We start from the raw sequence: 25,565 nt of genomic DNA, 5'->3' as shown, positions 1-25,565 counted from the left end.
CCGCGCGGCGCGCAAATTGCGTTGGAGGCCGGCGTCGACGAATGGGCGCACACACCTTGCGAAGAACTGCCCGAGGCCCAACTAAGGCGCGCCGTCGCTCAGGGCGTCAAGATGGTTTCAACGATAGATACCTTGGCGCAGTGCGCCGGTGTCGCAAAAAATGCCAGCCGCTTCGCGGCGCTGGGCGGCGAATTTTTGTACGGGGCGGAAATCGCCCATCCCGACATTCCTTGGGGCATAGACGCTCAGGAATTGCTGTACTTACGGCACCTTGCCGGCATGGATGCACTGGAAGTCCTGCGCACCGCCACCTCCAAGGCGGGTTTACATGTAAACCAAGCCTTGCTCGGCAGTTTAATGCCGGGGGCACCGGCCGATTTGATCGCGGTGCGCGGCGATCCCACCGAGAATCTGAAATTGCTGGAATATCCGGATTTGGTGATTTCCGGCGGCAAGCTCGTGGTCGACCGGTTTAGCGACACCCACTAAACTCAAATTTTGGTGAAGATTAAGTCCCAAACCCCGTGACCCAGTCGAAGGCCGCGATTCTCGAACTTGGTGAGCGGCCGATAGTCCGGGCGCGGACAATAATCACCGGTCGGGCTGGCATTGTTCAATCCGGCATCGGCCGATAGCGTCGCCAACATGTCTTTTGCGTATTCCCGCCAATCGGTCGCGGCGTGAAAGTAAGCGCCGGTCGCCAATTTCCGGTTCAGCAACGCTAAAAAACTCGGCCGAACGATACGCCGCTTATGGTGGCGACGTTTATGCCAAGGGTCGGGAAAAAACAGATGTACGCCCGCCACGCAACGGTCCGGAATCTTCCGTTCCAAAATCTCGATCGCATCGTGATGATAAATCCGCACATTCGCGATGCTCCGCTGCTCCAGCAACATCATCAAATGGCCGACGCCGGGCCGGTGCACTTCGATACCAAGATAATTCAAATCGGGATTGGCTTCGGCCATCGCCGCCAAACTGTCGCCATTACCAAACCCGATTTCGACAATCAGCGGCGCGGACCGGCCAAAGATCTGCTCGGCGTTGAATTCCGCATCGGGTGACAGACAGTATTTATCCCAATGGCTTTCCAAGGCCAACTTTTGGCCGGCGGTAGCTCGGCCTTGGCGACGAATAAAACTTTTGATGTGGGCGGGGTCGATTTTTTGGAGAACGGTCATCAGTCAAAAACCAAAGTCAGCCGCGTCGATCACGGGCTAGGTGATGTGTGGAAAGTAAAATTAGCGGCGGTAATTATCCGATTTGGCAGTGGCTTTTACTATGGAAATCTGCCTCAATGCTCAAAGACATGCTCGACTCGCAGACTAGTCCAGACTTAACTTCTCTAGTCTGACTCGCGCCGCTTTACCGAACTCGCTGTCCGCTTCATCGACGGCAATTCGTTGCAGCACGGTGCGACTCGGGTTTTCCAACAAGGCAATCGCTCTTAACCTGACCGAGGCGTGATGCGCCCGCAACGCGGCCAGCTCGGTCAGATAGGCGTTGCCGCGGCCCACCAGTTTTAAAATCACCCGTTCGGGATCTTCGGTCATCAGGTCGCGGACCAATTCGCCGTATTGTTCCTGCACGCGGATCAGCTCGCGGCGGTCGAGTTTTTTCGGTTCGGTCGGATCGTCGCGACAGGCCATGGGCGTCGTCTTTTGGCAAACAGGTCGAATGGATATGCAAGCGCGATTGTAGAGGGCCGACGCCGATCTGAACAGTCGCGGCTTAAGCCTGGTCGTCTCCAGCCTCGCAAGGCGGCTTGTCGGATTCGGCAAGCGTTTCCTGTTCCGTGCGGATCAACCAATCCAGCAACAAAGCATAACTGGTGGCCAATAGCGTCGGCCCCAGAAAAACGCCGATAAAGCCGAATGCCAACAAACCGCCGAAGATGCCGAACACGATCAAAACAAACGGCAGTTCGACATCTCGACTGATCAGTAGCGGCCGCAACCAGTTATCGATGGTACCGACGAAGGCCAAAAACCAGACCGCGATAAAGACCGCCCAGCCGGTTTCGCCTTCCGCCAATAGCCATAACGAGATCGGCAGCCAAACCACGGTGCCGGCGGCCGGGATGATCATCAAAAAAAACGCGAACACGCCCAACACGAAGGCATAAGGCACGCCGGCGATGACAAAGCCGAGCATCGAAGCCAGCGCTTGTACCAGCGCGGTGCCGAGTATGCCGTAGACCACGGCCAGCAAACTGGTCCTGACGATGTGCAGAATCCGTTGGGTGCGCTCGCCGGCCAAACGCTCGACCGCGATCACCACGTGGCCGGCGACATGCTCGCCGTCGCGGTAGAAGAAAAACAACACCAGGATGCTCAGACCCAGATGCATCAACTCGCCGGCCAGACCGATGCTCTGTTGCAACAGCCAGCCGCCGGCCCCAAGGGCGTATTGGCGGGCAAAATTGACGAGACGACTGGAGTCTTCCCCAAAAGCCAGCCAGCTATCGGCCGCACTGTCGCCGATCAACGGCAAGCCGCGCAGCCAGACCGGCGGCGCCGGCCATTCGTGAGGGCTTTGATTAAGCCATTGCAGCATCCGATTGATGTCGTCGGTAAATGTAAAACCCGCGGCGGCAAACGGCGTCAGCAGCAGCGCCCCTATCGGCAACACCATCGCCATCGCGGCGCGGTTGGCGCTCAAATTCCAAGCCCGCAAACGGCTGTACAGCGGCCAGGTCACGTAACAGAGGATAGCCGCCCACAACAGGTCGAAGAAAAACGGCCGCAACACTTGATAGCAGGCGAACAACAACAGACAGAACGCGGCCAGACTGGCCAGTTTTTCGTAGCGGGAATTGGGCGGAAGCATGGCGGACTCGGATGCGGCGAGGGCATGGAAGGGCCGTCAATCGGCGGAATCGACAGCATAGCCGATTTTGAGGTCCGGGCATTCGCCAAATGCACACGGGAACGTCGCTTGCAGTGCCGGCGCGGGTTTCTTAGAATGCGGGACCATTGCCAATCCGGAGCAGGCGCCGTGACCGACAGCAGAGCATTCATTCCAATCAATATCGCGATATTGACCGTGTCCGACACCCGCACCGAAGCGGACGACCTGTCCGGCAAAACCTTGGTCGACGGCTTGCTGGCCGCCGGCCACAAACTTCACGAGAAACGCATCGTCCCCGACGACATTTATCAAATCCGCGCGGCGATCAGCCACTGGATCGCGGATGCCGACGTCAACGCCGTGATTACCACCGGCGGTACCGGCATCACCGGCCGCGACGGTACGCCGGAAGCGGTCAAGCCGCTGCTGGACAAGGTCTTGGACGGTTTCGGCGAAGTGTTCCGAATGATTTCCTATCAGGACATCAAAAGCTCGACGGTACAATCGCGGGCACTGGCCGGCGTTGCCAACGCCACTTACATTTTTTGCGTGCCCGGCTCGTCCGGCGCCTGCCGTACCGCTTGGGACGCACTGATCAAAGACCAACTGGATTACCGCACCAAACCCTGCAATCTGGTGCAATTGATGCCAAGGCTGTTGGAGAAATGAACCAACGCCGGTTTTTGTTTTACGCGGCGATTTGCGGTTTCCTCGGCGTCGGCCTGGGCGCGTTCGGCGCGCACGGGCTGAAAAACGTTTTGTCCGAACACGGCTTGGACATCTACAAGACGGCGGTAAGCTATCAAATGTGGCATACGCTGGCCTTGGCGCTGGTCGGTGTGATGCCGGAACACCGCTATTTGCGCTGGGCGGGCTGGAGCTTATTGATCGGCATCGTTTTGTTTTCCGGCAGTTTGTATCTGTTGGCGATTTTTAATCTAAGCTGGTTGGGCATGATTACGCCGTTCGGCGGCGTCGCGTTTTTACTGGCTTGGGCGGCCATCGCCAAAGCAGCACTACAATACTCTGGAGGTTCCGATGGATAAACCGCCCGTTCGCCCCAGCGCGCCGGCGCCCGCGCCCCGCACCAGCGGCGGCCGAAATTCCCGAGATAGCGACGGCGAAGTCAAATTGCCGCCGCCGGTAGAGGACGCGATGATCAAAATCTTGCACGCGGTGATCCATTTCGCGGTGCGCATCCTCGCGGTGTTGATGGTTTTGGTAATACTTTGGGGCGTCGCCGACGTCGCCTACGTAATGTTTCAAAAACTGGTCGAAGCGCCGTTCATGATGCTGACCGTCTCCGACATTCTGGTGATTTTCGGCTCGTTCATGGCTGTGCTGATCGCGATTGAAATCTTCGTCAACATCACCGTTTACATCAAACACGACGCATTGCCGATCAAAATGGTGATCGCTACCGCGTTGATGGCCGTGGCCAGGAAGGTCATCATGCTGGACTTCAAGGAACTCGAATGGCATTACATCGTCGCGATCGCGACGGTGATCCTGGCCCTGGGCTTGACCTATTGGCTGATTTCTCCTAAACCCCAACCGGTGAAAACCGACGACCGATAAGCATGCGCGACGCCACCCCGCAAACCGTTTACCTGAAAGACTACACCCCGCCGGACTATTTGATCGATCAGGTCGAATTGGTTTTCGAGCTGGACGAACAACGCACCCTGGTTCGCGCCGGCCTCGACGTTCGGCGCAACCCAGACAGCCGGAGCGCGAGCGAGGCGCTGACGCTGTTCGGCGAAGAGCTGCTATTGGTCGGTATCTCGCTGGACGGCCAAGCGCTGGCCGCCGGCGACTACACGCTGAGCGACGAAGCGCTGACGATACACCGGGTGCCCGGCGATCGGCCGTTTCGAATCGACATCGAAAACATCATCGATCCGCAAGCCAACACCGCGCTGGAAGGCCTGTATTTATCCAGCAGCATGTTGTGTACCCAATGCGAAGCGCAGGGATTCCGCAAGATCACCTGGTTTCTGGACCGACCGGACGTGATGAGCCGTTTTACCACCAAGCTGATCGCCGACAAGACCCAGTATCCGGTGCTGCTGTCCAACGGCAACAAAATCGGCGCCGGCAATCTGGATGGCGGCCGGCATTGGGTGGCTTGGCAAGACCCCTTCGCCAAACCCTGCTATTTGTTCGCGCTGGTCGCCGGACAACTGGAATACGTGGCCGACGAATTTACGACGGTGAGCGGCCGGCGCATCGCGCTGGAAATCTTCGTCGAAGCTCATAACGTCGACAAATGCGGCCATGCGATGCAATCGCTGAAAAACGCGATGCGCTGGGACGAGGAGACCTACGGCCTGGAATACGATCTGGATTTGTACATGATCGTCGCCGTCGACCATTTCAATATGGGGGCGATGGAAAACAAGGGCTTGAACGTATTCAACACCAAGTTCGTGCTGGCCCGGCCGGATACCGCGACCGATAGCGACTACGAACACATCGAGGGCGTGATCGGCCACGAGTATTTCCACAATTGGTCCGGGAACCGGGTGACCTGCCGCGATTGGTTTCAGTTGAGCCTGAAGGAAGGCTTCACGGTGTTCCGCGACCAGCAATTCAGCGGCGATCGTTCGTCGCCGGCGGTCAAGCGCATCGAAGACGTCAACATGCTGCGTACCCGCCAGTTCGCCGAGGACGCCGGCCCGCTGGCCCACCCGATCCGGCCGGAAGCCTATATCGAAATCAACAATTTCTACACGCTGACCGTTTACGAAAAAGGCGCGGAAGTGGTGCGGATGCTGCACACCCTGCTGGGCGCGGCCGGATTTCGCCAGGGCTGCGACCTGTATTTCAAGCGCCACGACGGCCAAGCGGTGACTTGCGAGGATTTCGTCAAGGCGATGGAAGACGCCAACGGCGTCGAGCTGACCCAATTCCGCCGCTGGTATTCGCAAGCAGGCACGCCGGTGTTGGAGGTCGAGCAAGCGTTCGACGCCGGTCGGTTGACGTTGACCGTCAAGCAAAGCTGTCCGCCGACGCCTAATCAACCGGAAAAATTGCCGCTGCACGTGCCGATCAAGCTGGGCTTCTTGGCGGCGGACGGTAGCCCGGCGCGCTTCCAGTACCGAGGCGAATTTTGCGAAGAAGCGACCGTGAGCCTGACCGAAGCCGAACAACGCTTTGTGTTCGAGAGCTTGACCGAAAAGCCGATCGTCTCGCTGCTGCGCGGCTTCTCCGCGCCGGTCACCTTGAAGATCGACCGAGACCCGGAAGAACTGGCGTTTTTGCTCAGTTACGACAGCGACACCTTCAACCGCTGGGAAGCCGGCCAGCAGTTGGTTTCGCGGATTATTTTCGGATTGATCGCCGATATTCAGGCCGGCCGGACGCTGACGGCCAACCCGGTGTTGACCGAGGCATTCCGAGCGATTCTGGCCGACGCCGGCGCCGATCTGTCCTACCGCGCCCTGTTGCTGAGTCTGCCTGACGAAGGTTATTTGGGCGGCCAGATGGCCGTGGTCGATGTCGAAGCCATCCACCAAGCCCGCGAATTCGTGCGTCTGTCGCTGGCCACCGCGCTATCCGCCGAATTCCAACGCGTGTACGCCGAACACCATCAGGACGAGTCGGGCTGTTTCGATGCATCGGCAGTCGGACGGCGTCGCCTGAAAAACGCCTGCCTGAGCTATCTGACCGCGCTGGAAAAGCCGGATAGTTACGCTCTGGCCGAAACCCAGTTCCGTAGCGCCCGCAACATGACCGACCAGATTGCGGCGCTGTCGGCGGTCGTCAACAGCCGCAATCCGACCAAGGCCGATTGTCTGGATAGTTTTTACCGGCAATGGCAACGCGAGGCGCTGGTCGTCGATAAATGGTTTACCTTGCAAGCCACCTGTCATATGCCCGAGACCTTCGCCACCGTGCAAAGCTTGATGCAACATCCGGCCTTCGATATGAAAACGCCCAACCGGGTGCGCTCGCTGGTCGGCGCGTTCAGCCAATCCAATCCGCTGCACTTCCATGCCAGAAACGGCGACGGCTACCGGTTTTTGGCGGATCGCGTCATTGAGTTGAATACCTTGAATCCGCAAATCGCCGCGCGGATGGTCGGCGGCTTCGCCCAATGGCGGCGTTACGATACCGACAGACAGGCATTGATGACACGCGAATTACGGCGCATCGTCGAAACCGAGCATCTGTCCAAGGACGTTTACGAAATTGCCAGCAAGAGTTTGGCGTAGCGGTCTTATTCACGTAAACTAATCGGCAATTACTCACGGTTTTCAGGCATGAACCCACGCACCGCCCAGGTCGAGCGCAACACGCTCGAAACCCAGATCACAGTCGCCGTCAATCTCGACGGAAACGGCAAGACCTCATTCCGGACCGGATTGCCGTTTTTGGATCACATGCTGGATCAGGTAGCCAGACACGGCTTGATAGACCTCGACATCGCATCTCACGGCGACTTGCACATTGACGCCCATCACAGCGTCGAAGATATCGGTATCACCTTGGGCCAAGCCTTCGCCCAGGCCCTGGGCGACAAGAAAGGCATTTTCCGCTATGGCCACGCGTACTGCCCGTTGGACGAATCGCTATCGCGCGTCGTCGTCGACTTTTCCGGCCGGCCCGGCCTGTTTTACGAAGTCGAGTTCAAACGGGCGCTGATCGGCAGCTTCGATGTCGATTTGCTCAAGGAGTTTTTCCAGGGATTCGTCAATCATGCCGGTGTCACGTTGCACATCGACAACCTTAAAGGCGGCAACGCCCACCATATTGCCGAGACCGTGTTCAAGGCATTCGGCCGCGCGATCAGAATGGCGATCAGCCACGACGAGCGCATGGCCGGCATCATGCCCTCCACCAAAGGCAGTCTATAATTCCGGCTTTCTCAGTCCAACCCGACCCCAAAACCTGTATCACATTATGTCGACAGTTGCCGTTATCGACTACGGAATGGGTAATCTGCATTCCATCGCCAAAGCGCTTCAGCATGCCGAACCGGCGACCGAGATTCGGGTGACCGCCGACCCGGCGATCATTACCGATGCCGACCGCGTCGTATTTCCAGGCGTTGGAGCCATTCGCGATTGCATGCAAGCCTTGAAAACCAGCGGTCTGGCCGATGTGATAGCCAGCGCGGCGGCCGAGAAGCCTCTGCTGGGTATTTGCCTGGGTATGCAAGCCTTGCTGACCGATAGCGAGGAAAATGATGGCGTGGCCTGCTTGGATGTGATTCAGGGTCGTGTTCGCCGTTTTGCCGACCATTTAACCGACGGCGCCGGCCAAGTGCTGAAAATTCCGCATATGGGCTGGAACCGAGTCCGCCAGCAGCCGCATCCACTTTGGGAAAGCATCCCGCAAGACAGCCGGTTTTATTTCGTTCACAGCTACTTTGCCGTACCCGACGTCTCCGAGCGGACGGCGGCAACGGCCGATTACCCGACTCCGTTCGCCTGCGCGTTGGCCCAGGACCGGATATTCGCCGTGCAATTTCACCCGGAAAAAAGCCAGACCGTCGGCCTGCAATTGTTGCAAAACTTTTTGCATTGGGACGGAACCGCCTAATTTCCAGCCTCGATGTAACTACAGACCCAGTGATTTAACCTCCGAGATTGAACTATGTTGCTGATACCCGCAATTGACTTGAAAGAAGGGAAGTGTGTGCGTTTGCGTCAAGGTCGTATGGAAGACGACACCGTATTTTCGGAAGACCCGGTCGCGGTGGCCGGACGCTGGGTAGAAGCCGGCGCCAAACGCTTGCATTTGGTGGATCTGGACGGCGCCTTCGCCGGCCGACCGAAAAATGCCGAAATCATCCACGCCATCGTCGAAGCCTATCCGGAGGTGCCGGTGCAAATCGGCGGCGGCATCCGCGACGAAGACACGATTCAAGCCTATCTGGAAGCCGGCGTGCAATATGTCATCATCGGCACCAAGGCGGTCAGCGAGCCGCACTTCGTCCGCGACGTCGCGATCGAGTTTCCGGGACATATCATCATAGGCCTCGACGCCAAGGACGGCCGGGTCGCGATCGACGGCTGGTCGAAGCTGTCGCGGCACGATGTTATCGACCTGGCGCAAAAATTCGAAGCCAACGGTGTCTCGGCGATCATTTATACCGATATTTCCCGCGACGGCATGATGCAAGGCGTTAATGTCGAAGCCACCGCGAAACTAGCTCGCGCCGTGAATATCCCGATCATCGCCTCCGGCGGCATTACCAATCTGGACGATATTCGCGCGCTCGGCGAGGTGGCTCACGAAGGCATCATGGGTGCGATCACCGGTCGAGCGATTTACGAAGGCACGTTGGATTTCGCCGAAGGCGAGAAACTGGCCGAATCCTTCAGTGGCGCCGATCTTTAATCGAAGCAGCATGAGCCTAGCCAAACGCATCATTCCTTGCCTGGACGTCGATAACGGCCGTGTCGTCAAGGGCGTCAAATTCGTCGACATCCGCGACGCCGGCGATCCGGTGGAAATCGCCCGCCGCTACGACCGCGAGGGCGCCGACGAAATCACGTTTCTGGACATCACCGCCACCCACGACGACCGGGCGACGATGGTACACGTCGTCGAGAAAGTGGCCGGCGAGGTCTTCATCCCGCTGACTGTCGGCGGCGGCATTCGCGTCCTGGACGACATTCGCCGCATGTTGAATGCCGGCGCCGACAAAGTCGGCATTAACAGCGCGGCGGTATTCCGGCCGGAATTCGTCAAGGAAGCGGCGGACAAATTCGGCTCGCAATGCATCGTTGTGGCCATCGACGCCAAAAAAGTCAGTCAGGACGGCGCAGCGGACCGCTGGGAAATCTTCACCCACGGCGGCCGCAAACCGACCGGCATCGACGCGGTCGAATGGGCCGTCAAAATGCAAACCTACGGCGCCGGCGAAATCCTGCTGACCAGCATGGACCGCGACGGCACCAAGTCCGGCTTCGATTTACCGCTGACCCGCGCGATCAGCGAAGCGGTACCGATTCCGGTGATCGCCTCCGGCGGCGTCGGCAACCTCGACCATCTGGCCGACGGCATTATCGAAGGCAAGGCCGACGCGGTGCTGGCCGCCAGTATCTTCCACTTCGCCGAATACACGATAGAGCAAGCCAAGCGCCACATGCAATCGCGCGGTATCGAGGTCAGACTGTGAGCGGCTCCTGGCTGGACGAAATCGCCTGGACCGAGGACGGCTTGGTACCGGTCATTGCCCAAGACCATCTTAGCGGCCGAATTTTGATGTTCGCCTGGATGAATCGGGAATCGCTGGCGCTTACCGAACAAGAAGGATTTGCGGTATACTGGTCGCGTTCTCGTCAGCGCTTGTGGCGCAAGGGCGAAGAATCGGGTCACCGGCAGAAAGTCCTCGATATCCAACTCGATTGCGATGCGGATGTGATCCTGATTAAAATCGAGCAGGAAGGCGGCATCGCCTGCCACACCGGCCGGGAGAGCTGCTTTTACCGAAGCCTGAAACACGGCGAATGGCAAACCGTCGATCCGATCCTGAAAGACCCGAAAACTATCTACAAATAACCCATCACACGCCGGCATAGCTCAGCAGGTAGAGCAGCGCACTCGTAACGCGAAGGTCGTAGGTTCGATTCCTATTGCCGGCACCATTTAAATCAAGTGGTTACAACAATTCTTGGTATTATACCCAAGCCAGTGATCCACTGATGATCCACTAAAAACAAAAAAAGCCGGCTACCGCTTGCCGGCACCGGCTTTTAATACCCCGAATAAAGAGATTTAATTTGCTAGATTTTGGATGATGGCGTTGCCTTTATGGTTTTCAATAATCTTTATCGCGGCTGAGTTCGCCAAGGTGTGCATATAAGCGTGATGAACTGTCAGGGTTAAGTCTTGGAGATCCTGATCTTCTTCTAAGGGAACTATTTTTAACCCAAGCCTAATTGCTTGCTCGATATGGATATGCCTCGCATGTGTCTTTGTGTCTTCGTGATTGTTTAAGGCATCGACGATAGCACCAGCCTTCTGCTGGGCTGCTGAGTCGTTTTCGAACATACCCGTAACCAACCAATTTGTAACCATTTCAGATGAAAGTTTTATTGCTTTTTCGCATTCACCTAAAAACGTTGGATGGTATTTTTGCACCACTGTTTGCCAAATTGGTATCGATCCTGGGTCTTTCTTGACTTCCTCGACAGCTTTATTGAATTCCTCAATAACTCCATGAGCTGGAATGCCGCCAAATTGGGGGTCAATCGGGCCAATGTTTGATTGTTTGCCCATTAAAATTTCTTTCGCGCTACATGCGATCATCGTGCCTGCCGACATTGCAATTTGCGGAATGATTGCTCTAATGTTTGTACCGAACATGCTTCGTAAATAGTTCACGATCGATTCGGTGGCAGCTAGATCGCCCCCGGGTGTATGGAGAACTAGGTCAAGGCCCTTGCTTCTATCCAGTCCATGAACCGCAGCCATTAGCCCATTCTTATCGTCGTCATGAATCGATGCATTGTAAGAGTTTGGTTTTTGGAGCCATCCGGAGTAGTAGCAAATGATGTTTCTAGATGTTCTGTCACTTAGCTCTTGCAAGTATTTGCGGCGGGCGTTGTCTAGAGGGCTGGCTGATACCTCCCTCAATACCTGATTCCAATTGGGCATAGATAGAATTTTTTAATTGCGCTCTACGTTCTGAAATGATGTGTTGATAGTTGATGTTTCTTTGTTAGTTAAGCATGTTGTATCAGACGAATAGGTAACCCTCTCATTTCTCTGAATTGAACAGCGCTTAAATGATGCTGCGTATTGCTCTGCGCTTTTATAGTCATGCGGCGCGGTTGTTGGCAGATTGAAAATTTGGAACTGTTCCGCGAAATTAGTCATGTTAGCCTCCTGATACTAAAGCCTGATTTTTCCAAAACTAAATATATGGTGATAACTGATTGGCAAACACTACATATTGTGTTTTTATGTTTTTTATTGTATTTTTGGAAGATTTTTTACCATAAAATCAATTGGATATGAAGCGCTTATATTAGATATGCGCTCCTGATTTCAAGTAGAACCGATAACGGTGTTGGATCGGTGGCCGGCAACAATGCAAATAAAGTATACATTCTTTTACACTCTCGACCATGCCCGCGAACCTGCATTCCACCGTGTAAAGTAATCTTGATTTGACATTTTATTTACAAGTGTTAAGCTATCCCTAAATAATTTATTTACACAGGGTGGCAGCTATGAAAGGTCAAAACGTCGGATACATTCGGGTTAGCTCGGTCTCTCAAAACACCGAACGCCAATTGGCGGACGTGGCGCTTGATCGGGTCTTCACTGAGAAAGTCAGCGGCAAGGATACCAACCGCCCCGAGTTGGCAAACTGCCTTAACCACGTGCGCGACGGCGACGTGCTGCACGTGCATTCCATCGATCGCATGGCGCGCAACCTGAAAGACCTGCAAAACATCATCGAGCAACTGACCGGCAAAGGCGTATCGGTGAAGTTTTACAAAGAACATCTAACCTTCGAAGCGTCCGCCGCGTCGCCGATGCAAACGCTGATGTTGCAAATGCTGGGCGCGTTCGCCGAATTCGAGCGGACCTTGATTAAAGAACGCCAACGGGAGGGCATCGAAGCCGCCAAAGCCCAAGGCCGGAAGCTTGGGGCGCCGGCCAAAATGACCGCTGACCAGGCCGCAGAGATTAAAGCCAGGATCGAAGCCGGCGAAGAGAAAAGCGCGGTGGCTAAGGCTTACGGTATTAGCCGGCCGACGTTGTACAAGCTGTTGGCGGCATAGACGACCATCGGGCAAAACAGAAGCCGGCGGCCTGCGAAGGCCAGCCGGCTTTTTTGCGCCTGGGTTCGATCAAATCCAGCCGCACTCGGCAAACGATAGCGGCTCCCCGTCGCCAATGATGAAGTGGTCAAGGGTGCGAATATCGAACAGGTCCAAACATTCTTTAAGTTTTTTGGTTATTGCTCGATCCGCCGAGCTTGGTTCTTTAATGCCGCTCGGGTGGTTGTGGGCGAATATGACCGCCGCCGCGTTAAGCTGTAGGCATCGCTTCGCCACTTCGCGCGGATAGACCGCCGCGCCGTCTATCGTGCCTCTAAAAAGCTCTTCGCACTCAATCGCCCGGTTTTGGTTGTCCAGGTACAAGCAAACGAATACTTCATGCTCCAGGCCACGCAATCGGGCTTTGAGATAGGCGCGGGTAATGTCCGGGCTAGTTATGGCTGATTCCCTAAAAACAGCCTTGTTTAGCAGTACCGAAGCCGCCTTGATGATTTGCTCTTCGGTCAGTGCTCGGCGGGTGCGGTATTTGCCGGCCGCGTCGGCGACGAAATACGGCAGTTTTAACGGTGCCGGCTTGTTGGTTGATGGTCTCATGGCTGCACCTCCCGCAATTGGCCGCGTAGCGATAAGGACAGCGCCAGCAGCTCTTCGCAGTCACTTTGTAGGCCGACCAACGCCGAGCCGGTCAGGTCGCCGCGTTCGGCTTCCTTGATGGTGTTGCCGTAGCTGAACGCCAGATTGGCAAAGGCCAAGTGTAAGGGGCGAGTAAGGGTTTGTTGTTGCTCGATTCGAGCGGGATTGGATGCGCTGGGCATGGTGGTTTCTCCGATACTGAATAGATAAACCGTCGCCATGCTTTCCACGGCATTGGCGACGGGCTTGCAAGGGGTGGAAATACCGCGCATCGGTGCGGCCGGTCCAAAGACCGCCCAAACAAGCCCGCCATAATGAAGACGCGGCAATGCCGCGCTGAATTTTGGGCATAAAAAAGCCACTGGCTAAAGTGGCGATTCTCGCCGATGCAATCAAACGGGTTTCCACGCCCGGCCAGTCTGCGGACTGGCGCGGCCATTGTGGGCGTGATCGGCTGGCGGTGTCAATAGCTGTTTTATGCTCCCCCGTGCCCGCAACGGTTACGCCATGTGGGTGGCGGCGAAGGCCGGGGGCTTTCTGGTGCCGATCCGTCGGCCAGAGCGGCGCTGGTGGGGCTGGTGCCGATCCTGAATACAACACAACCTCCCCTGGCCCCGATCATATACGCCACGGGGTGGGCGGCGGTTTCGGGCGTGGTTCCGGGCGGGTGGATAACCCGCGAAGGTTGGCAACGCGGGACGCTCGAACGATGCAAGTTATCCACAGGATTGGGTAGTTTTACGTTACTTATCAACAAATTATGTGGCTTTTTGGATCTGCAAAAATGCTTCCAGCGAAAATTTAGCTGGGGCGACGCAAAGGCCGGCCCACTTGCTAGACTTTTTACCCGCCCCCCCCTGTGGATAATACCCAATGCTGTGCATGGTCCTGGCAATCGTTGACCATTCAAGCCAAGGGGCTTTTCCTATCTATTTTCCGATCCGCATGAACAAGAAAGGGGCGACGCAAAGGGGCTAGAGTCAGTGGACTTTTAACCCGCCCCCCCCGGCGGTGGTACGTCGACCGGGCAACTCGATAAAAATATAACTGCCCTATACCTTATGTAAAAAATTGGGGGAATTGGGGGAGATAGCCCTCCAGGCCACGGCCGGCGCGGCTTGCAAGCTCCCCCACACCTTCGAAAAACGGGGGAACTCCCCCAATTTATCGGGGGAGTCTGGGGGAGTTTGGTCGATTTGACGCGCTGGCGGCGACCGATACCAAACCATGCAACTCGGCGTTGCTCCCCCAATTTTGGGGGAATCTCCCCCAACGTTCAAAAAATTGGGGGAGCCTGAAAGCCTTGGTACATAAGGCTTATAGCTATATCTCCCCCAATTCCCCCAGTTTTTTACCTATACCCCCTTAGTCGGTTTTGCCGGCTTGGCTTGTTGATCGACCATACGACACGGCCACCAGCCACCCTATGGCGTCATCGACTAGGGGAAGGGGGATTAACCGGACTCCACTAATTCAGCCGACAAAACCAACACCCGCACCGAACGCCCGGCGACCGTACGCTTAACTGTCGTCTTGACTCGCCCGGTCTTGCTATCTGGCTCGACCTTGAGGAATAAGCCACGTTCGACCATGCGACGCCACAACGATGCAGCGGACAATAAGAAGGCATCGCCCTGGCGCCGGGAGAATTCCTGCACGATCTTGAACGCGGTATTGGGTTCCAGCCACACTTCGGCCGGCGGGTTGGTGCTGCCGTCTACATGCCAGCCACAACAATCGCCTTGCGGGTTGTAGAGTCTTTCCCCGCTAATATCGGTACCGTTCTCGCGCCAGCCCCAAGCATGCGGCCTAGACTTCGGCGGCCCTTGATCCAGGCGGTTGGCTATGTGGCAATCGCCGGCAATGAACGCCGCCCGCAGTAGATTAAGGAAACGCTCCACTTCGTCCTGTTCCGATTGGTAAGCGCCTTGCTCTTTGAATGCGGCTTGCAGGTTGGTTTCCAGGTCGATCAACAACAGGTCGCTTTGTTCGCTGCTGACGGCGCCGGCGTCCTGCAAAAATTCCAAAAAGGTTTCGGCGCCGGCCAACAGATTGCCGTAAATGTCGCCGGCCCTTGGGTGGCTGCTGGCGAAGCCGTCGCGCTGGGCGGCGTTGCGGAATTGTTCGACGGCGGCCGGTAGCTCCGCCTTGAATTGATCGATTCGCGGCGCCAGCCATTGCAGGTAGGCGGCCATCAAGCCGGCGAAGCGGCCGGCGCGGGCGGCTTCCTGTAGTCTGGTCAAGGTCGCGTTGTTCACGTCATCCCGGCCGATTTCCAGAACCAGCAACCGGCCCAGCAACGACGCACCGCGCGGCAAATCCTCGGCGGTGACGATCATCATGGAGCGGTTAAACGGCGCCGCTTGCGCCTGCATGTTGGCGGTACGCCGTCCCCGGCCGCTTTGGTTGCCGGTGCCGCGTACCAGCCTTTCGGCCATTGCGTGCTGTTTCTCGGCCTCCACGCGATTGACCGACGGTTTGAAGTCATCGACCACAAACACGCCATCCTTGGCTTGGTGGGCCTTGGCTTCCACGTCGTTGACCGAATCCGCCCAATTCGCCGGAAAGTTGCGGGCGGTGAAGTCGCCGAAGAACGCCAAGGCAATGGCGGCAACCGCCGATTTGCGAGAGCCGGTTAAGCCGTGCAGCCACAACGCAAAGTCGGTGCAATGAGTTTCGCCCAGCGGCGCCCGCGCCACGGCGGCCAGTAAGGCCGCGCCGACTTGCGGCCGCGACGGCGCCACGTCCAGCAATTGCAAGGCGTCTGCTGCCGCGTGCTTTAAGGCATCGCCGGCCAACGGCGCCGGCAATTGATAGCGCGACATGTGGCCCGGCCCTAAATCGACTTGAATCCCATCGACCGGCCCGGCAGAACCAATCGCGCCGCCGCCGTGCAGGTAATGCCAGGCGCCGTCCAGACACTTCCAGCCGATGAACTTGTAAACCACGCGGCGCGGAATGTCGCCGTTCAAGGTCGAATACAGGTGAACGCAGGCACGCAGATTGTCTTTTTTCGACTGGCCAGGATAGACAAACGCGCGGCTGCCCCACGCTTCGTTGATCCAGTTGCCTTGATTGCTGAAAAACGACTTGGCCGGTACATCGACCAACGGCAACGGCAAACCGTCGCGGCGCCGGCCCTCGATCCGGATGAAACTGGCGTCGTTCAAGCCGTCTTCGGCGGTGACTTCCTCGACGATCTTGCACGTGAAGTCGCACAACGGCCATTCGTCGAAGCCGTCATCTTTGGTCTTGGTTTGATAAAACGCACCGTTATTGACCCGATAGGCGCCAAAGCGGCCATCTTTGCCGCTGCCGCTACCATGACCGCCGCCACCGTTGCCGGTCGGCTTTTTGGCTGTAGGCTTGGGCTTTTTGGCGCCGTCAACAACTTCCAGAATGGGCGGCGTTTTTGACTTATCCGACATGGCCGCCGCCTTGTCGCAGATAAGCGGCGTAGTCATTGAAGTCGCTATCCGGAATCGGCGGCACCATGACCGAACCGCCGACGGCTGTCGCCGCCTCGGTGGCTTTGGTCAGACCAGGATTGCCGACGGTTTCGGTATCGTTGTCGGCGGCAAACACAATCTCGACATTCGGTAGCTTGTCTCGCACGATCCGGCCGACCGCCAACAGATTGTTGGCCGTAAACGCCAGGTAAACACGCAAGCCGGTTTCTTCGTGCAGGGTGGCGCCGGTAGCGAAACCCTCGGCAATCAGCACCTTATCAGTGCGTCGCCCAATGAAACCGAACAGACCGGCCAAGCCGCCGCCCGGCAAAAAGTCTTTGTTGCGATTGCCGAACAACGGATGATTGGTGGGGAATATGGCCTGCAAACTGCGAATGGTGCCGGCTGCGTCGATCATGGACACCAGTAGCGCGTTCTCGATCGATACCGTTTGCTTAGCGCCTTCGTTATCGATAACCCGCCGCCAGGTTGCTACACGGGCGCAATGCGGCTGGATGTGCTTGGCGACCAGATAAGGATGCTCGGCCGGCGCCGGTGCGGCCACTTGCCAGATGGACACGGCACGCTTGGCGGCCCGGTCCATCCGCGCCATTTCCTCGGCCTGGCGGCGTTTGCGCTCGCGGTCGATACGCTGGCGCTCGGCCTCCGACAACTGACTATCGGCGCCGGCAGCATTCAGAAAAAACGACCGCTTTTCGCCGGTGCGCCAGTTCTGCACAAACCCGCCAAGGCCATCGGTGAAGACTTTTACCCGGCCGGCGTTGTCGCCTGGTTTGCCGTCAATTTCGCCGACAACAAGAAACTTGCCGTAAGCAAAATGCTTGGGCGGAGCCAAGCCGCAGTCGGCCAACGCCGCGCGGGCGGCGTCTTCGATGTGCTGAAAACTCATTGGCGCCTCGCTTTGGCCCAATGCTCCAGACAGTCGCCGATACTACGAAAGGTATTGTCGCTGGTGCTAATCGTGCCGTTAGGGTCTTCGATAGCGTCCCATTCGTCAAAGCTACCGATTCCACCCGGCAAAATCGGCGTCGCCCAATGGCAAAGCCTTTCGCCTGCTCGATCGGCATCGGTAACGCCAGACGCGGCGGCAGCAATCCGCAACTGCCAAGCAATGACCGCCTCACGGTAATAGCTGGGCTTTCCGGCCTCGTTAATGAAGAACGTTAGCGCGTTGAATCCGGGGTTGGCGGGGATGATCTGATTCATTACGCGGCCCTCTCGTTTTGGGATTCCAGCCACGCAAAGTATTTAGGCTCATTGATTAAAACCCGTCGGCCATTGCGGACAATGGCCCCGGACTTTTTCAGGCCGTTGGTTTCCTCGTTGAATATCTGGTGGCGTAATGTGCCAACCGGAAAGGCTGGGTGCTTTTGGTTGAATTGCTGAACGGTCAGATAGAGCCGGGCGGATTGTACGGCTTCGCCTTGAGTTGTCGCAGCGGCTGCCGTGGCTGTGTTGGTTTGGTTGTTTGGCGTCATATTCACCCCTATTTGTTGTGATTAAACAAGGTTTGCCGCGCTCTTTCGGCGTGGCTCGGGGTGAATTAGAAAATGCCTAGACTGTATGCAGTAAATACAGGGCATGTGGGCTTTTTTTACTGCCCACTGTGCCCACTATTGTTTTGAAAGATATTTTTCTTTGTTTGCCATGCTGATTTTTCCGCTAGTGCTGGCTTGTGACCATGCCTTCTTAAATCCGTCTGGCGTGAACAGTCCATTTTCAATTTTTAAGCATTCTGTTCTTATTGCTTTCTTTCCGCCTTCTGGAATATTAAGTACGTCATAGCCGAAAAGTTTAGCCTTATCGCAGATAGCCTTTATTTGCCGATCCCGCCTGCCTTGATCTGTTGCATTGTCGTAGGTATTTATAGTTTTGTGGCTTGGTCGGTTTTCGTTCCACCATCTTTCCAACAAACACCCGGTAGGTTTTGGTTCATTGCTAGATTCAAGCCAAGATAAAAAGTCGTTTTTCGAAACCTCAATAATTAAATAACTGTAATCAGGATCGAACTTATAGCAGGAAAAACGTAGGTCAAGTTTTTGCTTTTCGAACGCCCAAAAAGCTTTTGTGGCCATGTCTGATGTTTCATCAATTTTGATAGTTGGTTCGGTTATATCTACGCCTTTTAAAGCCCCGTCCATAAATTCCCAACGCATAATATTCATCAGCTTCTTTCGTTCTTTATGGTCGCCGCTCCAAAGTGTTGCAATTTGAACCAGATTTAAATGTTCATCGAGTTTTTCGCCTCGTTCAACTCTCTCTTCAAACGACAAATACTTGTCATTTATGCCCATTATCCGCCCCCAAACAGTTTGCTATTCATCCGTTCGACCACGTTGGCTATGTGAACGTCCGATAGGTGGCTATATCGCTTCACCATGTCTAAGGTTTTGTGGCCCAGTACCGCCGCGATTTCGACCATTGAAGCGCCGCCCATCGCCAGATAAGACGCGGTGCAATGCCTCAAATCATGCCAGCGAAAGTTATTGACCTCGGCCCGTTTCAAGGCGTTCAGCCAGGCTTTTTTAAGCTCAATCGGCTGGCTTGGGTGGGTGGGGCTGGGAAAGACTAGCGCAGAATCAAGCCGCCTAATCTTGTTGAGCTTTTGCAGTTCGGCTAGGGCTTGGCTTGCCAACGGCACCCGCCGCCGGTCGCCGTTCTTCGTTTCGTGTAAGATGATGCAGGATTCCGCCAGATTGACCACACCCCACGCGGTTTCGCTGGGTGGCGTTTCCGGTTCCCGCCAATACAGGTTCATGGTTTCGCTTTGCCTCATCCCGGTTGAGATAGCCAGTACAAAGGCCGGATACAGCAAAGGGTTTGGCGATTCCTTACAAGCGGCTGTCAGCCGGTTAAGTTCGTCATCGTCCAAAAAGCGAACGATTCCGCGCGGCAGCTCGGGCAACTTTATACCGCCGTCCTTTAACGGGGATTGCTCCAGCCAATGCCACTCATTAACACACCGCTTTAAAACGTCGGTGGCTACCACAAAATGCTTTTTGATGGTGGCCGCCGCCAATGGCCGCCCCTTCCGTCCGCCGCTGGTTGCTAAGGTGTTGCGGCAGTCGGCAAAGGTGGCGGTGGATAGGTCCGCCATAACACAATGGCCGATCTGTGAAGCCCACCATTCCAAAATAGGCCGGCGGTTGCTTTGTTCGACGTTGGTAAATTCGGTCGGCAGGATTTCGCGGGTATAGCGTTCGATGGCTTCCGCCAAGGTGTGCCGTTTGGCTTCGTTGGTTTTGAAGTGCCGGCCTTCCCTGATCGCGCTTTCGGTGGATGCCGCCCATTTTTTGGCATCGGTCAGGCGCTTGAAAGTGGCAGTTTGTAACGGGTAACCTTTAAGCCGAACACGGACGAAATAGGAAACGTCGCCGTCGTCACTGGTGCGTTTAGTGATGCTTGCCATAGCTGCCCTCGTGGGATAGCAACCGGCGTTTTGGTATGATACTTTCAGCCATTGCTTAACCTGTCGCGTTAAGTGAATCGGTCAGGGCTTGGTTGGTGTTGGTAGCACCGCCGGGCCCGTTTTGTTTGTGGGCTTTGATTATATTTCAATGATCCACTGATGATCCACTAGCCGGTAAAAGATGTCGTTTTTTCTCGGCAAGACTCGACAGCAATTAGAGCATAAGGTATTGATTTTTATTACTTATACTTGCCGTAGATTGCCGACGACTATTATAACAATCGCACTCGTAACGCGAAGGTCGTAGGTTCGATTCCTATTGCCGGCACCATTTAAGTCAATAAGTTATAAGGCCTTTGAGCCCGCTAGAATCAGTCCTGGGACATTGTCGGGACAGTTCAGAATAAAACACCCCAATAACAGACAATAAATGCCATCGTGCCGCCCGGCTATGACTCCCCACACGAATGGCTCGTCATTGATTAGGAGACCGCCATCGCATCCCCACTGCTTCAACGCTTTCAGAACATATCCAGTTCCAAATGTTGTAATCGACAGTTATCAGCCAGCATTTTTGCATGGGAACAGTCAACTTTCTGGCAGCTTTTGCCCGCGTCAAAACCGGTTTACAATCCGCGCTGCATCTTGGCTTACCCGTAACCTGTTGTGTAAGCGCTATTTCGGCGAAGTATCGTAGTTTTTCGACTATCCGTATGATACGCGCCCTAGCTCAAACTATTCGAATCCTGAAACCTCGGTCGGCCCGTCGATATGCCGCGCCGACCGCAGTATTGGCCTGCTAGATTCCGACCAACTTCAACTCGGCTTCCCGGTACTTTTCGGCGCATTTGCGGCTGACTTCCTCGGGGAGTTTTGGGCCGGGGGCGGTTTTGTTCCAATCGAGGGTTTCCAAGTAATCGCGCAAATATTGCTTATCGAAGCTGGGAGGGCTAATACCGACTTGGTATTGCTCGACCGGCCAGAAGCGCGACGAGTCTGGCGTCAGCGCTTCGTCGATCAAATAGACCTTGCCGCTGTCGTCCTGGCCAAATTCGAATTTGGTGTCGGCGATGATAATACCGCGCGCCAGCGCGTATTCGGCGGCGCTGCTGTAAAGCCGGATACTGACATCGCGAATCTGGTCGGCGACTTCGCGGCCGACCAGGTTAACGGTATCGGCAAAGCTGATGTTTTCGTCGTGAACGCCGACCTCGGCCTTGCTCGAGGGCGTGTAGATCGGTTCGGGCAGTTGCTGCGCTTGTTGCAAGCCGGCAGGGAGCGCGATGCCGCAAACCTGGCCGGTGCGCTGGTAGTCTTTCCAGCCGGAGCCGATCAGATAGCCTCGGACGATGGCCTCGATAGGCAATGGTTTGAGCCGTTTGACGATGATCGCCCGGCCTTCGACGGGTACCCGCAAGGCCGGGTCCGGAATCACGTCGGCCAGTGACAAATCGTCGCTCAAATGGTTGGGAATGATGTCGCGCATCCGGGCGAACCAGAAGTTGGACACCCGAGTTAGGACTTGTCCCTTGCCCGGAATCGGGTCGGGCATGATCACATCGAAGGCCGACATCCGATCGGTCGTGACGATTAGCAAATGTTCTGCGTCGATTTCGTACATATCGCGGACCTTGCCGCGACCCAGCAGTTTAAGATGAGGCAGGTAAGATTCGTAAAGTGCGGCGGGGGCGGTCGTCATCGGTTTGGCGTGGTCTGCAGTGAATATTCGAAGATTTTACCATCAAGCGACGGAGCTAGGCAGCGCCGGCTTGGAGCGGCGAATAGAGAAACCAGTGGGGAGAGTAACGAAAAAGACCCGCCGCCCCGGAGTGAGGGGCAGCGGACAAGCACAGAGCTATGGAACGAACGGCTTAAAAAACAACGAGGAGGTACAACTAAAAACTAGGCGCGAAACGAGCCGTTGAAATCGAGGTTGCTCGAGATCGTGGCGGCTCCAAACAGCATCGTGGAAATCACGAATTCGCCGGACATAAAGCCAAACACGCCGGTCGTGAAAAACAGGCCGGTCAGAATGTCACGGTAAAGGTTTTTGGATGATTTCATTTGGACTCCTAGACTGAAACAGTCGAATGCAATGAACACGACTTCACTATAAGGCCCAAGCGTTTTATTTACAATACAGCAATCCGTAGATGCTTTGTTTCAAATTTGGATACAATGTTGCCATCAAGTTGTCATCTGTGCCAGATATAAATTGAATGTTGATGATTCGCAACAGAATAAGTTAGGTTGCGACCGGTATGATTCCGGCGTCCACGCGTGGCCATTTGATTGACGGGCTAAATCCGAATCAGCGCCTGAAGCGCGGCGAGTTGGTGTTTGGGTAGCTTGACGCGCAACGTCACCGAATCGGCGAAATCTTGGTGGACAATAACGCCGTCCAGCTTTTTCAAATGGTAGTCCAGCATTTGGAGACGCGAGTAATCCAGGGATAGTTCGCACTCGGCGAATTCGATATGTTCAACGATTTGCGCGGCGTCGATGACCTGCTTGGCGAGACTGCCATAGGCGCGGGTCAAACCGCCGGCCCCAAGCTTGACGCCCCCGTAATAACGCACCACCGCGACGCACAGGTTGATTAATTGCTTGCCGTCCAAGTGTTGAAAAATCGGCTTGCCGGCCGTGCCCGCTGGGTTCGCCGGCATCGTTGCAGCGGCCGATCAGTCCGTCCGCTCCGAGAACTCGGTAGGCAAACGCGACGTGACTGGCGCCGGAATGTTGGACGCGCAAACGCTCTATAAACAGCAGCGCATCGCGTTCCCGGGAGCAGGGGCAAACGACGCCGATGAAACGCGATTTTTTGATGAGTTCTTCGACCGCCCATTCGGCGGCTACGGTTTTCACGTTACAGCAGGTCGGCGATCTGGGGATGCCGACTATACAAAGTGCCCCGGAAGGTTTCGATTTGAACTTCGTCATTTCGGAGCGGCCGGGGAATGTCGACCACGATGTCGGCGACGATGCGCATCGGCGATGGGGATAAAAAAATCAGCCTGTCGGCCAATGCGATGGCCTCGCGCAAATCGTGGCTGACGAACAACACGGTGTGCGGGCGCTGTTGCCACAGCGTGTATAACAGGTTACGGACCTGACGGGCACTCGGCGCGTCCAGCGACACGAAGGGTTCGTCCATCAACAGCAAGTCCGGATCGATCGCGAAGGCGCGTATGATCGCCACCCGACGTTGCATGCCGAGCGACAGGCGCTCGGGAAATTCGTGCTGAACATCGCCGAGCTGCATCGCGTCCAGCAAGGCGTCGATCAATTCGGTCGGCGGTTTGGCGGGAAAGACCAGTTCGATGTTGCGGCGCACGTCGTACCACGGCAGCAATCTGGGACTCTGAAATACGTAGCCGATTTTCGGCCGGCTCGCGAGGCGGCCGATGCGAATCTGGCCCTGGTACTGGCTGTCCAGGCCGGCAATCATGTTCAGCAGCGTGGTTTTGCCGCAGCCGGACGGTCCCAGCAGGCAGACGAACTGGTCGCGCGCCACCCGAAGCTGCAAATCGGCGATGGCCTTATGCTGGCGGTCGGCGGCATGCTCGGGTCGGTAAGTTTTGTCGAGGACGCTGATTTCTATATCGGTCATCGCCGCCACCGTCGCGCCTTGGCATCCAGCGGTCTGAGCACCAGCCATTCCAAGAGTTGAATCACCGCGACGAACGCAATCGTATAAGCCAACAAGCTGGCGACGTCGAACAACTGGAAAAACAGATGCAATTGATAGCCCATGCCGTTGCCGCGGCCAAGCAACTCGACGACCAGGATGATCTTCCAGATCAGCGCCAGACCGGAGCGGGTCGCGCTCATCACGAACGGATGCAGTTGCGGCCAGACGACGTGCCGCAGGGTTTTGGCGGGACTGAAACCGTAGCTGCGGGCCATGTCCAATAAATCCCGGTCCAGCGCGCGGGTGCCCTCGCGTATCGTCACCGCCACGTTGGGCAATTTGTTGATGACGACCGCCAGGATCGCCGCGGATTCGGACAGACCGAACCAGACGTAACATAGGATGATGGTGACCAGGGCTGGGATGTTCAAAAATAACACCAACCAGTTGTCGAAAAAGGCATCCAGCTTTTTATGCCGACCGAGTACCAAGCCCAGTCCGCAGCCCAACAACATCGCGATCGTAAAACTGATCGAAAGGCGTAGTAGCGTGACGCCTAAGTGATAAGGCAATTCGCCGGAAGCTACTGCCCGGTAAAGGGTGACAGCGACACGGCTGGGCGGCGGTAGGCTGGGATTGGCCGCCGCCGTGGCGACCAGACTCCACAGCGCGATCAGGAGCGCCAGCGAGGCCAGAGGCACCGCAACGCGGGGCAAGCAAAATGGTACCGCCACGGTCAGTCGGTCGACCAGAATGTCCCGGCTTGGAGACGATCGGCGCCGCCGGTCAACTTATTGCCGCTTAAGCCGTGCAATAGCGTGAAAATGGCCCGAGCAGCGTCTTGTTGCGGAGCGCCCCAGGCTTCCACCCGGCCTTGGCAATAGCGCTGACGCAAGCGGTCTTGCTCGGTCGGCGTCGCGGCGTCGGTGAGCGGTAGTATTTTTTGCCAGGCGACATCGGAGCTGCACAAAGTATCGCGAGCTTGCCGGCTCAAGGTCAGAAACTGCAAGAAATCGGTCTTATGCGAATCAGCCCAGTCCTGTTTGAACACGTAACCCAGGCTGGGAACGGTTTCGGTAATGCCGAGTTTGGCGATGATGTCTTCGCCGCTAAGCAAGGCTCGGTAACCGAGGCTCTCCAGATGCGCGGCGAACTGCCAATAGGTCAGCAAGGCGTCCAGCCGTTTGCTCTGCAATTGCTGGCCGAGCAACGGCGGAGCGGCGTAGACTTTCTCGACGCTGGCGTTCAAGTCGAGTTGCTGTTGCTTGCCCAAGGCTTGGAGTAACAGCCAGTTCTTATCGAGCTCGCCGCCGGCCACGCCGAGTTTTTTACCGGGCAAATCGGCTAGGGTTTTGATCGGGCTATCCGCCGGGACCAACAACACGCCGGAGGTATCGGCATAGGGATAAAAACTGTAGGCGTGGCCTTCCGCGCGCATTGCGGAAGTCCAAATCCAGTCCGAGACGATGACGTCGACCGCGCCGGCTTGCAATGCCACCTTGCCGGCCTGCTGATTGGCGATCGCCACCGCTTCCAGGCTGAAGCCGGCTTTTTCCAGCAAGCCCTGGTCGCGCATCGCCGCCAATTCCCAGTTCAGGGTACCGGCCGCCATGGTACCCAGGCGAATGGGCGTCTTATCGGCATACGCCGCATTGCCAATGCATAAAAACACTACGCTGAGTAAACAATTTTTGACGTTCATCGGTTTAAGTCGTAAGTTTTGTGTCGCGCGGATTTTAGCTCAGCCGCCGCCGATTGGAGAAGGTTTGTTGCGCGGGCATGCAACAAACGCGAATTTGGAGCGCCTAACATTAAATTTCGCG

The 25,565-nt window shown here is 56.2% G+C and carries 29 protein-coding genes, 2 tRNA genes and 1 pseudogene; 13 read left to right on the top strand and 19 right to left on the bottom strand.

From position 1 onward, the window contains the following. On the top strand, positions 1–489 hold a 489-nt coding region (locus A1355_RS14230), incomplete at its 5' end, for an amidohydrolase family protein (protein ID WP_157197892.1). A gap of 2 nt (positions 490–491) precedes the next feature. On the opposite strand, the gene trmB is transcribed toward A1355_RS14230, so the two are convergent. The 3 genes from trmB to A1355_RS14215 all read right to left on the bottom strand — a co-directional run bounded on the left by trmB (position 492) and on the right by A1355_RS14215 (position 2,829). Continuing rightward, positions 492–1,181: a tRNA (guanosine(46)-N7)-methyltransferase TrmB gene (gene trmB / locus A1355_RS14225; RefSeq protein WP_064029247.1), complete on the bottom strand. Its 690-nt coding sequence runs from the start codon at positions 1,179–1,181 to the stop codon at positions 492–494. Positions 1,182–1,325: 144 nt separating this feature from the next. Next, positions 1,326–1,649 (bottom strand): hypothetical protein, encoded by a 324-nt coding sequence (locus A1355_RS14220; RefSeq protein WP_064029245.1) that lies wholly within the window; start codon positions 1,647–1,649, stop codon positions 1,326–1,328. Positions 1,650–1,731: 82 nt separating this feature from the next. Beyond that, on the bottom strand, positions 1,732–2,829 hold the full coding sequence (locus A1355_RS14215) for an AI-2E family transporter (protein WP_064029243.1): 1,098 nt from the start codon (positions 2,827–2,829) through the stop codon (positions 1,732–1,734). Positions 2,830–2,997: 168 nt separating this feature from the next. On the opposite strand from A1355_RS14215, the gene moaB reads away from it, so the two are divergent. From moaB to A1355_RS14165, 10 genes are all read left to right on the top strand, one after another. Next, complete coding sequence (moaB, locus tag A1355_RS14210; protein ID WP_064029256.1) at positions 2,998–3,519, top strand: molybdenum cofactor biosynthesis protein B; 522 nt, start codon at positions 2,998–3,000, stop codon at positions 3,517–3,519. After that, positions 3,516–3,896 carry a DUF423 domain-containing protein gene (locus A1355_RS14205; RefSeq protein WP_064029241.1) on the top strand — a complete coding sequence of 127 codons (381 nt, stop codon included), beginning with the start codon at positions 3,516–3,518 and terminating at the stop codon, positions 3,894–3,896. Before moaB ends, A1355_RS14205 begins: the two co-directional genes overlap by 4 nt. Then, positions 3,889–4,428: a phosphate-starvation-inducible PsiE family protein gene (locus A1355_RS14200; RefSeq protein WP_064029239.1), complete on the top strand. Its 540-nt coding sequence runs from the start codon at positions 3,889–3,891 to the stop codon at positions 4,426–4,428. Before A1355_RS14205 ends, A1355_RS14200 begins: the two co-directional genes overlap by 8 nt. A 2-nt stretch (positions 4,429–4,430) precedes the next feature. Beyond that, positions 4,431–7,067 carry an aminopeptidase N gene (gene pepN, locus A1355_RS14195; RefSeq protein WP_064029237.1) on the top strand — a complete coding sequence of 879 codons (2,637 nt, stop codon included), beginning with the start codon at positions 4,431–4,433 and terminating at the stop codon, positions 7,065–7,067. A gap of 48 nt (positions 7,068–7,115) precedes the next feature. Next, positions 7,116–7,709, top strand: a complete 594-nt coding sequence (gene hisB / locus A1355_RS14190; protein WP_064029236.1) for an imidazoleglycerol-phosphate dehydratase HisB — start codon at positions 7,116–7,118, stop codon at positions 7,707–7,709. Between the two features lie 46 nt (positions 7,710–7,755). Beyond that, on the top strand, positions 7,756–8,397 hold the full coding sequence (gene hisH, locus A1355_RS14185; protein WP_064029234.1) for an imidazole glycerol phosphate synthase subunit HisH: 642 nt from the start codon (positions 7,756–7,758) through the stop codon (positions 8,395–8,397). Positions 8,398–8,451: 54 nt separating this feature from the next. Beyond that, on the top strand, positions 8,452–9,198 hold the full coding sequence (gene hisA, locus A1355_RS14180; protein ID WP_064029231.1) for a 1-(5-phosphoribosyl)-5-[(5-phosphoribosylamino)methylideneamino]imidazole-4-carboxamide isomerase: 747 nt from the start codon (positions 8,452–8,454) through the stop codon (positions 9,196–9,198). A 10-nt stretch (positions 9,199–9,208) separates the two neighbouring features. Then, on the top strand, positions 9,209–9,982 hold the full coding sequence (gene hisF / locus A1355_RS14175; protein ID WP_064029254.1) for an imidazole glycerol phosphate synthase subunit HisF: 774 nt from the start codon (positions 9,209–9,211) through the stop codon (positions 9,980–9,982). Further along, a complete protein-coding gene (hisI, locus tag A1355_RS14170) occupies positions 9,979–10,365 on the top strand; it encodes a phosphoribosyl-AMP cyclohydrolase (RefSeq protein ID WP_064029229.1) in 387 nt (128 codons plus the stop codon). Before hisF ends, hisI begins: the two co-directional genes overlap by 4 nt. Before the next feature lie 10 nt (positions 10,366–10,375). Then, positions 10,376–10,451, top strand: a tRNA-Thr gene (locus tag A1355_RS14165). 130 nt (positions 10,452–10,581) lie between these two features. On the opposite strand, the gene A1355_RS14160 is transcribed toward A1355_RS14165, so the two are convergent. Then, positions 10,582–11,463 carry an SDH family Clp fold serine proteinase gene (locus A1355_RS14160; protein WP_064029227.1) on the bottom strand — a complete coding sequence of 294 codons (882 nt, stop codon included), beginning with the start codon at positions 11,461–11,463 and terminating at the stop codon, positions 10,582–10,584. A gap of 578 nt (positions 11,464–12,041) precedes the next feature. Between A1355_RS14160 and A1355_RS14150 the strand changes: the two genes are divergently transcribed. Then, the gene (locus A1355_RS14150; RefSeq protein ID WP_064029223.1) at positions 12,042–12,599 is read left to right on the top strand and encodes a recombinase family protein; all 558 of its coding nucleotides are present in this window, start codon (positions 12,042–12,044) and stop codon (positions 12,597–12,599) included. Between the two features lie 69 nt (positions 12,600–12,668). Here the strand turns inward: A1355_RS14150 and radC are convergent, their stop codons facing one another. The 8 genes from radC to A1355_RS14110 form a co-directional block, all read right to left on the bottom strand. Beyond that, positions 12,669–13,193 (bottom strand): RadC family protein, encoded by a 525-nt coding sequence (gene radC / locus A1355_RS14145; RefSeq protein ID WP_082885551.1) that lies wholly within the window; start codon positions 13,191–13,193, stop codon positions 12,669–12,671. Continuing rightward, complete coding sequence (locus tag A1355_RS14140; protein WP_064029221.1) at positions 13,190–13,504, bottom strand: hypothetical protein; 315 nt, start codon at positions 13,502–13,504, stop codon at positions 13,190–13,192. Before A1355_RS14140 ends, radC begins: the two co-directional genes overlap by 4 nt. A 1,182-nt stretch (positions 13,505–14,686) precedes the next feature. Then, on the bottom strand, positions 14,687–16,696 hold the full coding sequence (locus A1355_RS14135; protein WP_231883673.1) for a cell wall-binding protein: 2,010 nt from the start codon (positions 16,694–16,696) through the stop codon (positions 14,687–14,689). Next, positions 16,650–17,591 carry a toprim domain-containing protein gene (locus A1355_RS14130; protein ID WP_064029219.1) on the bottom strand — a complete coding sequence of 314 codons (942 nt, stop codon included), beginning with the start codon at positions 17,589–17,591 and terminating at the stop codon, positions 16,650–16,652. The genes A1355_RS14135 and A1355_RS14130 overlap by 47 nt, the downstream gene beginning before the upstream one ends. Beyond that, on the bottom strand, positions 17,588–17,908 hold the full coding sequence (locus tag A1355_RS14125) for a hypothetical protein (RefSeq protein ID WP_064029217.1): 321 nt from the start codon (positions 17,906–17,908) through the stop codon (positions 17,588–17,590). The genes A1355_RS14130 and A1355_RS14125 overlap by 4 nt, the downstream gene beginning before the upstream one ends. Beyond that, positions 17,908–18,180 (bottom strand): hypothetical protein, encoded by a 273-nt coding sequence (locus A1355_RS14120; protein ID WP_064029216.1) that lies wholly within the window; start codon positions 18,178–18,180, stop codon positions 17,908–17,910. Before A1355_RS14120 ends, A1355_RS14125 begins: the two co-directional genes overlap by 1 nt. Positions 18,181–18,315: 135 nt before the next feature. After that, entirely contained in the window at positions 18,316–18,996 is a 681-nt protein-coding gene (locus A1355_RS14115) for a hypothetical protein (RefSeq protein WP_064029214.1), read from the bottom strand. Next, the gene (locus tag A1355_RS14110) at positions 18,996–20,111 is read right to left on the bottom strand and encodes a site-specific integrase (protein WP_064029212.1); all 1,116 of its coding nucleotides are present in this window, start codon (positions 20,109–20,111) and stop codon (positions 18,996–18,998) included. The genes A1355_RS14115 and A1355_RS14110 overlap by 1 nt, the downstream gene beginning before the upstream one ends. A 261-nt stretch (positions 20,112–20,372) precedes the next feature. On the opposite strand from A1355_RS14110, the gene A1355_RS14105 reads away from it, so the two are divergent. Continuing rightward, positions 20,373–20,442, top strand: a tRNA-Ser gene (locus A1355_RS14105). Positions 20,443–20,910: 468 nt separating this feature from the next. Here the strand turns inward: A1355_RS14105 and A1355_RS14100 are convergent. The 7 genes and pseudogenes from A1355_RS14100 to A1355_RS14080 all read right to left on the bottom strand — a co-directional run bounded on the left by A1355_RS14100 (position 20,911) and on the right by A1355_RS14080 (position 25,444). Continuing rightward, positions 20,911–21,810, bottom strand: coding sequence for a phosphoribosylaminoimidazolesuccinocarboxamide synthase (locus tag A1355_RS14100; RefSeq protein WP_064029210.1), 900 nt, complete (start codon positions 21,808–21,810; stop codon positions 20,911–20,913). Positions 21,811–22,013: 203 nt separating this feature from the next. Beyond that, positions 22,014–22,175: a hypothetical protein gene (locus A1355_RS25745; RefSeq protein WP_168028338.1), complete on the bottom strand. Its 162-nt coding sequence runs from the start codon at positions 22,173–22,175 to the stop codon at positions 22,014–22,016. A gap of 236 nt (positions 22,176–22,411) precedes the next feature. Beyond that, entirely contained in the window at positions 22,412–22,777 is a 366-nt protein-coding gene (locus A1355_RS26430) for an IMPACT family protein (protein WP_269454759.1), read from the bottom strand. A gap of 52 nt (positions 22,778–22,829) precedes the next feature. Beyond that, positions 22,830–23,051: pseudogene (locus A1355_RS26425) on the bottom strand (hypothetical protein); the annotation flags it as partial. Continuing rightward, positions 22,978–23,721 carry an ABC transporter ATP-binding protein gene (locus A1355_RS14090; protein ID WP_064029208.1) on the bottom strand — a complete coding sequence of 248 codons (744 nt, stop codon included), beginning with the start codon at positions 23,719–23,721 and terminating at the stop codon, positions 22,978–22,980. The pseudogene A1355_RS26425 and the gene A1355_RS14090, both read right to left, overlap by 74 nt. After that, positions 23,718–24,476, bottom strand: a complete 759-nt coding sequence (locus A1355_RS14085; RefSeq protein ID WP_231883672.1) for an ABC transporter permease — start codon at positions 24,474–24,476, stop codon at positions 23,718–23,720. The genes A1355_RS14090 and A1355_RS14085 overlap by 4 nt, the downstream gene beginning before the upstream one ends. A 2-nt stretch (positions 24,477–24,478) precedes the next feature. Then, entirely contained in the window at positions 24,479–25,444 is a 966-nt protein-coding gene (locus A1355_RS14080) for an ABC transporter substrate-binding protein (RefSeq protein WP_064029206.1), read from the bottom strand. Positions 25,445–25,565: the final 121 nt, after the last annotated feature.

It is taken from the genome of Methylomonas koyamae (genome assembly GCF_001644025.1).
Classification (GTDB): domain Bacteria; phylum Pseudomonadota; class Gammaproteobacteria; order Methylococcales; family Methylomonadaceae; genus Methylomonas; species Methylomonas koyamae_A.
The sequence above is the reverse complement of the archived record's forward strand: the minus strand, read 5'-3'. Positions and strand labels throughout refer to the sequence as shown.